This window comes from Corallococcus praedator, assembly GCF_003612125.1.
Taxonomy (GTDB): domain Bacteria; phylum Myxococcota; class Myxococcia; order Myxococcales; family Myxococcaceae; genus Corallococcus; species Corallococcus praedator.
Map to the genome: position 1 here is coordinate 1 of NZ_RAWI01000408.1, position 8,082 is coordinate 8,082.

Annotated in this window: 10 protein-coding genes and 1 pseudogene; 2 read left to right on the forward strand and 9 right to left on the reverse strand. The window is 69.7% G+C overall.

From position 1 onward, the window contains the following. The 4 genes and pseudogenes from D7Y13_RS34390 to D7Y13_RS34405 form a co-directional block, all read right to left on the reverse strand. A pseudogene (locus tag D7Y13_RS34390) lies at positions 1–732 on the reverse strand (adventurous gliding motility protein AgmC); the annotation flags it as partial. Positions 733–789: 57 nt separating this feature from the next. Next, a complete protein-coding gene (locus tag D7Y13_RS34395; RefSeq protein WP_120537329.1) occupies positions 790–1,290 on the reverse strand; it encodes a hypothetical protein in 501 nt (166 codons plus the stop codon). 19 nt (positions 1,291–1,309) lie between these two features. Continuing rightward, entirely contained in the window at positions 1,310–1,810 is a 501-nt protein-coding gene (locus D7Y13_RS34400) for a cupin domain-containing protein (protein ID WP_120585799.1), read from the reverse strand. A 16-nt stretch (positions 1,811–1,826) separates the two neighbouring features. Further along, positions 1,827–2,606: a class I SAM-dependent methyltransferase gene (locus tag D7Y13_RS34405; protein WP_120537331.1), complete on the reverse strand. Its 780-nt coding sequence runs from the start codon at positions 2,604–2,606 to the stop codon at positions 1,827–1,829. A 95-nt stretch (positions 2,607–2,701) separates the two neighbouring features. On the opposite strand from D7Y13_RS34405, the gene D7Y13_RS34410 reads away from it, so the two are divergent. Together D7Y13_RS34410 and D7Y13_RS34415 are read left to right on the forward strand one after the other, a co-directional pair. Further along, positions 2,702–4,027: a citrate synthase family protein gene (locus D7Y13_RS34410; RefSeq protein ID WP_120537332.1), complete on the forward strand. Its 1,326-nt coding sequence runs from the start codon at positions 2,702–2,704 to the stop codon at positions 4,025–4,027. Positions 4,028–4,133: 106 nt separating this feature from the next. Further along, a complete protein-coding gene (locus D7Y13_RS34415) occupies positions 4,134–4,400 on the forward strand; it encodes a hypothetical protein (RefSeq protein ID WP_233595964.1) in 267 nt (88 codons plus the stop codon). Positions 4,401–4,471: 71 nt separating this feature from the next. Here D7Y13_RS34415 and ychF read toward each other — a convergent pair whose 3' ends face one another. From ychF to D7Y13_RS34440, 5 genes are all read right to left on the reverse strand, one after another. Further along, a complete protein-coding gene (gene ychF / locus D7Y13_RS34420; RefSeq protein ID WP_120537334.1) occupies positions 4,472–5,584 on the reverse strand; it encodes a redox-regulated ATPase YchF in 1,113 nt (370 codons plus the stop codon). Positions 5,585–5,629: 45 nt separating this feature from the next. After that, the gene (gene atpF, locus D7Y13_RS34425) at positions 5,630–6,178 is read right to left on the reverse strand and encodes a F0F1 ATP synthase subunit B (protein WP_120537335.1); all 549 of its coding nucleotides are present in this window, start codon (positions 6,176–6,178) and stop codon (positions 5,630–5,632) included. Positions 6,179–6,308: 130 nt separating this feature from the next. After that, positions 6,309–6,539, reverse strand: coding sequence for an ATP synthase F0 subunit C (locus tag D7Y13_RS34430; protein ID WP_014400382.1), 231 nt, complete (start codon positions 6,537–6,539; stop codon positions 6,309–6,311). Positions 6,540–6,697: 158 nt separating this feature from the next. Then, entirely contained in the window at positions 6,698–7,753 is a 1,056-nt protein-coding gene (gene atpB, locus D7Y13_RS34435; protein ID WP_120537336.1) for a F0F1 ATP synthase subunit A, read from the reverse strand. Then, positions 7,753–8,082: hypothetical protein (locus D7Y13_RS34440; RefSeq protein ID WP_120630916.1), on the reverse strand; the 330-nt coding region annotated here is incomplete at its 5' end. The genes atpB and D7Y13_RS34440, both read right to left, overlap by 1 nt.

An 8,082-nucleotide genomic window follows, 5' to 3' on the forward strand; every position in this document is an offset into this window, starting at 1 on the left:
AGATGTGTATAAAGAGACAGGCTCCGCGCGCGGCGAGGGCGTGGCGCTCTTGTTCCCGGACGTCGTCCCCGCCACGCCCTCGCCGCGCGCGGAGCCGCCCTGGGCCGGGGACAGGTCCAGGCCCGTGCACCCCTTGAGGCCGGCGTGGGCCTGATAGACGCCGCCCAGGTACCCGGCGCCGTCCGCGTCGATGCGGCCTTCGTTGGTGACCGTGCCGGACACCAGCATCGCGAGGATGCCGCCGGACCGTCCGTCCCAGGGCGTCACGGAGAGCCGCGCACCGGCCTCGATGTTCACGTCGGTGAACTCGCCCACGCGCAACACCTGGGTGCGTGCCACGGGATAGGAGAAGCGCAGCGGCTGGGTCAGCTTGAGCACGCCGGCCGCCGCGTCCACGGATGCCACGCGCGCCAATTCGAAGCGGCCGGGGCCGGACGTGGGAAGCACCACGGCCTTCGCGTCGCCGGGAGTGGGCAGCGGCAACAGGCCCCCGGTGTGGTGGATCATCACCAGGTCGCCGGCCGCGAGCACGGTGCCGGCGGACACCGCCACGTCGGACCCGCGCGCGGTGGCGGCCACCCGCAGGGGCACGGCGGAACCGGTGACGACCGACCTGCCCGCGACGACGCTCAGCGCGCCATCGCGACCGGTGCCCAGTCCAAAGGAGTCCGGCTCCGCGCGCGCGACCTGCGCCAGGAGCAATCCAACGATGAGGGCCAGGGTGATCCGCATGCCCCCATGGTGCCCCAGCGGGCGTCCGCGGTCGAGAGAGGCCCACCCCAGCCCACGTCAGCGCGGAGCCACCAGGTCCGCGAGCGCGCGGGCATTGACGGGCGCGAAGAAGGGCTGCCGCAAGAGCCGGCCCAGGGCATGGCGCTCCACGCACAGCAGCTGGAGGGAGTCCTCCCATTCCCCCAGCACGGCCACCGCGCGCACATCCGCCGCGTCGCGGTAGAGGTCGTTGAGGTTGTGCACGAGCGCGGGCACGTCCTCCACCTCCCACCGCTCGGTGACGTCCCCGGCCGCGACGTGCAGCTCCAGCGCGGGGCGCTCGCGCACGTCCACGATCTTCAGCCGCCGGGCCGCCCCACCCATGGCCGCGGTGAGCGAGCCCACCAGCTCATCCGGACGGACGCCGTACCCCACGGTGAGCCCGCCCACGAGCAGCCCCGCCTCGCACAGGCGCAGCAGCGACACATGGGGAGGCTCGCCCGGCGGCACCTGCCCGGAAGCGGCGGCGGAGTCCTTGAGCAGTCGCTCGCGTTCAAGCGCATCCAGCAGGGAGGCCATGGGCCGCGAACCCTATCAATCAGGGCTCTTCGCCGTCCCAGTAATCCACCGCCGCGGCCAGGGGCAGATTCACATGAAGCGTGCGCGAAGCCTTGTCGCCGCCCGGAGCCGCGCCCGCCATCACCCCCACCTTCTTCGAGTCCGGATACACGAGCACGTCCGGCTCCTCCATGGTGGAGAAGCACAGGTAGCGCAGCGGCTCCGTCCCACTGTTGATGAGCTGGTGCGCGGTGCCAGCGCCCGGAGGCAGCGCGACGTAGTCCCCTTCGCGCACGGGCACCTCTTCCGACCCCAGGCGCAGCGTGCCCGCGCCGGACAGGAAGTAGAGCGCCTCCTCGTTGGCCAGGTGGTAGTGCATCGGCCACGAGCGGCGGCCCGGAGGCAGCTCCACCAGGCTGCACCCCAGCTTGCGCCCGTGCGCGGCGGCGCCCAGTTGCTTGCGCTTGAGTGCCACGCGGGTGCCGTGGGCGACCTCGGTCCAGGGAATGTCTTCTTCATGCACGAGATGCGATGAGGGCATGGCGGGACTCCAGGCTTCAGGGGCGCTCGGCGACGAGCGCGAACACACGGTGGGGAACGGACAGCGGATCCACGGGGAAGCGTTCCGCGAGGAGCGCACCCAGCGCGGCGTCGAAGCGGGCCACCTCTGCCGGCGGAAGCAGGGCGCCAATCCGAGCGTTGGCGCGAATGCGTCCGCGCCAGCCCACGTGGGTGTACGGCGTGGGGGAATCGAAGGTGAAGGACGTCACGGACTGGAAGCCCGCGAGGGACACGTCGCGGAACCACTCCGGATAGACACCCACGCCATGGCCGAAGCGGTCGATGTTCAGGTGGTCCCGGGGACTGAAGCCTTCCATCAGGGCCTCGGTGGCTTCCACCACGTTGCCGGGCAGGGACAGCCAGTCGAAGCAGGCGATGATCAACTGCCCGCCGGGCCGCAGCAGCCGGAGCACCTCGCGCGCGGCGACATCCCGCTTGAACCAATGCCAGCACTGGCCAGCGAACACGCGGTCGAAGGACCCCGACGGCAGGCCCGTCTCCTCCGCACTGCCGACACGGAAGTCCACCGTGAGGCCCTCGTCGCGGGCGAGCTGCCGGGCGGCGTCCAACTGCGGCGCGGACACATCCAGCGCGGTGACGTCCATGCCACGCCGGGCCAGTCCCCGGGCGATGGTGCCCGTGCCGGTGCCCAGGTCCAGGGCGCGCAGACCGGGGCGCGACACGCCGTCCTTTTCCAACCGGGTGAAGAAGGCATCCGGGAACCCCGCCCGGTATTTCGCGTAGTCCGACGACGTGCGTCCGAAGTCCACTGGCATGGTCGCTCCCCGCTTGAAGGCCTCCGTCGGGAAGGGGTCGACTCGACAGGATGTCCAGTCGAGTCGAGACTCCACTTCCGGGAGGCACGTGAACCATGGTGCGTCGCAGCGGGGGACGTTCTCAATCTCGATTCGACCATCCACCTGAGGAGGAGCTTCTGCGCGCGGACGAGGCAGCGGCCCTGCTGGGGGTGAAGCGGGCGACGCTCTACACGTACGTGAGCCGGGGGCTCATCCGGTGCGTGCCGGAGAAGGGCACCAAGGAGAACCGCTACCTGCGCGCGGACGTGGATCGCCTGAAGACGCGCCACGACGCGAGAGCGGGACACGCGGCCGTGGCATCAGGGGCCCTGCGCTGGGGAGAGCCGGTCATCGACTCGTCGGTGTCAAGGATTGGCGAGGAGGGGCTTCAGTACCGGGGCCACGACGCGGTGGCGCTGGCCACCGGAGGGCACCGCTTCGAGGACGTGGCGGAGCTGCTGTGGACGGGGCACCTGCCGTCCGTGTCCACGCGGTGGCCGTTGTCGGAGCCATCCCCCACGGGTTCTCAACCGAAAGAACTGTCATTGCTGTCCCCCGCCGCGCTCGCGGCGCTGCTGCCGCGAGGAACCCCACCGGTGTCGGCCCTGGCCGCGCTGGTGCCGCTGCTGGCCGCGAGCGACGAGGGCCGCTTCGCCGCGCCCACGGAACAGGAGCAGGCACGGGCCCGTCGCCTCATCCGTCACCTGGGCGCCTGGGTCTGCGTGGCGCAGGCACCAGGGCGCGTGTCCCGGGCGTTGAAGACAGACACGGTGGCGGAGTCGCTGGCCACGGCCTGGGACACGAAGGTGAAGCGCGCGCCGGAGCTGATCAACCGCGCGCTGATTCTCTGCGCGGACCACGAACTGAACACATCCACCTTCGCCGCCAGGGTGACGGCCTCCGCGGGGGCGGACCTGTACGCGTGCATGAGCGCGGCGCTGGCGGCCGTCTCCGGCCACAAGCACGGCGGCGCGTGCGACCGCGTGGAAGCCCTGCTCACGGAAGTGGGCCGCCCCGAACGCGCCGCCCAGGTGATCCACGGCCGCCTGCGCCGAGGCGAAGCGGTGACAGGCTTTGGCCATCGCCTCTACACGCACGGCGACCCGCGCACGCCGCCGCTGGTGGAGGCCGCGTTGAGCGTGAGGCCCGAATCCCTCCGGGTGCGCATTGCCCGCGCTGTCATCGACACCATGCGCGACGCCGGCCATCCCCCTCCGTCAATGGACATCGGACTGGTGATGCTCGCGGACGCCCTGGGCCTGCCACCGGGCGCGGGCACCGTGTTGTTCAGCCTGGGCCGCACCGCGGGCTGGGTGGCGCACATCCTGGAGCAGCGCGAACAGGGCCACCTGCTCCGTCCCCGAGCACGCTACGTGGAGACTCCCCCGAAACCCGCGTGAGGCCACCGGCACCGGTGTCACCTGCCGTGCACGCCGCGCAGGTTTCGGTTGGAGCCACGCCCGGGGATGCGCACACTGCCGCCCCGTGAGCGAACGCCGCCCTTCCTTGCCCTATCCCGCCGTGTTGCTGCTCGGCAACGTGGCCTTCATCGCCTCCTGGATCGTCGTCCTCAAACGCCCCGAGGGCTGGCAGGTCGTGGGCCCCGTGCTCCTCGCCCTCTTCCTCGTGCTGCGCGTGGGCGGCGTGTGGCGCTACGCGAAGAACAACCCGGACCCCCAGGGCCGCGCGAAGCGCTCCGCCATCCTCTCCACCGTGCTGGCCCTGCTCGCCGTGGGCCTCTGGGTCTCCACCTGGATGAGCGGCCCGCGCTGAAACGAAACGGGCGCCCCTTCCGAAGTGGAAGGCGGCGCCCGCACGTCACGGCGGAGTGAAGGACCCGCGCGTCAGACGTTGAAGCGGAAGTGCATGCAGTCACCGTCCTGCACGGTGTACTCCTTGCCTTCCACGCGCAGCAGGCCCTTCTCCTTCACCGCCGCCTCGCTGCCCAGCTTCACCAGGTCTTCCCAGCGCATGACCTCCGCCTTGATGAAGCCGCGCTCGAAGTCCGAGTGGATGACGCCCGCCGCCTGCGGCGCCTTGAAGCCCTTGTGGATGGTCCACGCGCGGCACTCCTGCTCGCCCACCGTGAAGTACGTCCACAGGCCCAGCAGCTTGTAGCCCTCGCGCACCACCTTGTGCAGGCCGGGCTCCGTCAGGCCGTTGCTCTCCAGGAAGCCAGCGCGGTCGGACTCGGGGAGCTGCTGGATCTCCGACTCCAGCGCCGCCGCCAGCACCACCACGCCCGCGCCTTCCTTGGCGGCCATGTCGCGCACCGCCTTCACGCGCGGGTCGCTGTCTTCCTTGCCAATCTGGCCCTCGCTGATGTTCGCCACGTACAGCACGGGCTTGTCCGTCAGCAGGAACAGGTCCTGGAGGGGCGCGTGCTCCTCCTCGCTCAGCTTCTGCGCGCGCACCGTGACGCCGTTGTCCAGGGCCGCCATCACCCGCTCCAACACCGCCACTTCGGCCTTGGCCTCTTCGGCCGCCTTGCCGCCCAGCTTGGTGTTCTTCAGCGAGCGGTCGCGGCGCTTCTCCACCGTCTCCAGGTCCTTGAGGCACAGCTCCGTGTCGACCACGTCCCGGTCCCGCACCGGATCCACGCCGCCCTCGACGTGGGTGACGTTGTCGTCCTCGAAGCAGCGCAGCACGTGGAGCACCGCGTCCACCTGGCGGATGTTCGCCAGGAACTGGTTGCCCAGGCCTTCACCCTTGGAAGCGCCGCGCACCAGGCCCGCGATGTCCACGAGCTCCAGCGACGTGGGGATCTTCTTCAGCGGCTTGATGAGCGCCGTCAGCTGGTCCAGGCGGTCGTCCGGCACCGGCACCACGCCCACGTTCGGCTCAATCGTGCAGAACGGGTAGTTCGCGGCCTGCGCGCTCGCCGCGGAGGACACGGCGTTGAACAGGGTGGACTTGCCCACGTTGGGCAGACCGACGATGCCGATGGAGAGAGCCATGATGGATTCCTGGAACAGGCGGGCGCGGCTTGAGACTTCCCGGCCTTACGCCGAGCGACGGGTCGCCGTGGCGCTCGTCGCACCCGGCAGGCCCTGAACGAACTGCTCGGCCAGCTGGCGGTGCTTGGAGTCGTCCATGCGCTCGTTGATGAGCTTGGAGGCCACGTCCATCGCCAGGTCCACCGCCATGGCGCGCACTTCCGCGATGGCCTTGGCCTTCTGGTCGTCGATTTCGCGGCGGGCGCTCAGCTTCAGCTCCTCCGCCTCCTTGCGGCTCTTGGCCATCAGCTCGTCGCGGAACTTCTCCATCTCCGCGGTGTTGCGGCGCATCATCTCCGCCGCCTCGCGACGGGCCTCCGCGATGGCCGTCTTCTGGTCGGCCAGCAGCTTCTCCGCCTCGGCGCGCTCACGCTTCGCGCTCTCGATGGCGTTGGAGATCTGCTTCTCGCGCTCCTCCACGAGCGACAGGATGGGGCCCCACGCCTTCGCGCGCAGCACCAGCATGACGAGGACGAAGGTGACGATGGTCCAGAAGATGAGGCCCGGACGGACCTCCACGAAGCTGCTGGCGGCGAGAACAGAGGGCAGGAACATGGCGGGTCCCGGGATGCGAGCGGCGAAAAGGAAAGCGGGAGACAACAGGTGAGACAGGCACTGCCACTGCTGCCAGGAGGCCGGCGCGCTCCTCACGAAGGCGCCGGCTCCCAGGTGAAGCCAACCCGACTCAGACCTTGATGGCGAGCAGGATGCAGACAACCAGCGCGAACAGCGTGGCGCCTTCGATGAGCGCCGCGGCGATGATCATCGTGGTGCGGATGTCGCCGCCCGCGGCCGGCTGACGGCCCGTGGCGTCCATGGCGGCGGCCGCCAGCTTACCGATGCCGAGCGCGGCGCCGATGATGGAGAGACCCGCGCCGATACCGGCGGCGAGGAAGGCAAGAGCGATGTTGGTCATGGGAACACGTACTTTCAGGTGAGGCAGGACCCGCTTGTGGGGGGGTCGTGAAATCCCTTTAGGACTACCTCCGACGGCCTTTCGAACCGCCGGGTCTTCAACCGGGGCGCGCCGTGCTCCAGGCGCCCCGTCCAGTCAGGCCGGGAAACTCCCCCGGCTCAAATGTGATGCGCCTTGCCGTGGTCGTGGCTGGCGCCACCTTCCGCGTGGCCGTGGTCGTCGTGGTGGTGGCCCATGGCCACGCTCATGCCGATGAAGAGCGCGGACAGCATGGTGAACACGTACGCCTGCACGAAGGCCACGAACAGCTCCAGCAGGTAGATGCCGAAGGCGAACGGCACGCTCACCAGCGCCACCGCGGGGTTGCGGAGCATGAAGATGAGGCCCAGCAGGAAGAAGATGACGATGTGGCCCGCCAGCATGTTGGCGAAGAGTCGGATGGTGAGGGCGAAGGGCTTGGTGAACAGGCCCAGGAACTCCACCGGAATCATGATGGGCCACAGCCAGGGGGCCACGCCGCCCGTCAGGTGCTTCAGGTAGCCGCCGACGCCGGCGGCGCGGATGCCCGCCACCTGGGTGACGAAGAAGGTGCACAGCGCCAGGCCGCACGTGACGGCGATGTTGCCCGTGGCGGACGCCATCCAGGGGAACAGGCCCAGCAGGTTCATGAAGAGGATGAAGAAGAACGCGGTCAGGAGATAGGGCACGTAGCGGGGGCCCTCCTCCTTGCCGATGTTCTTGATGGCCAGCTCGTCGCGCACGAAGAGGACCAGCATCTCGAAGAGGTTCGCCGCGGTGCCGCGCGGGACGAGCTTCGTCTTGTCGCGGTTGCTCCAGATGAGCAGCGAGCCGATGAGGATGAGCGCCGCCAGCCACATCATCACCGTGTGCTTGGTGATGGAGAGGTCCACGCAGCCGGCGCCCAGGCCCGGGTACACCTCGCCGTGGCCACCGTGCGGGTCCGCCACCGGCGCGCAGGCGCCCTCGTGCAGGGGGATGAAGATGCGCGGCAGGTGGATGGGGATGTGGTTGTTGCTCAGCGGGATCTCGAACTCGTACTCATTCGAGTCGGACACGTGATGCAGGATGTAGCCGGCGACGTCCTCGCCCTCGGCGTCCTTGTCCTCGTTCGCGTAGCCGTGCTCACCGGCCTGGTCGGAGGCCCACACGCTACCCGCGAACAGACAGGCGAACAGCACCATTGCCTTGCGCATCACTCGTCTCCGCCCGCCGGGTCTTTCGACGCGGCCATCACGTAGCTGACTTCGATCCACTGCAGCGCGAAGTAGACGCCGAAGAAGCCGCCCACGAACGCGATCGCGCTCAAATTCCGTGACACCACCCACGCCAACCCCAGCCCCACCGCCACGCCTCTCAGCGCGAACACCACCCCGACCACCTTCAGCGCGGCCTTGAGGTCCGCCTGCGCCAACGCCCGCCGCTTGAGGAACAGCGCGAGCACTCCCACCACCGCCGACAACCCGACGCCCAGCAGCGCCGCGACCCGGTCCTCCGCCACCTTCGGCAGCGCCGCCGCCACCAC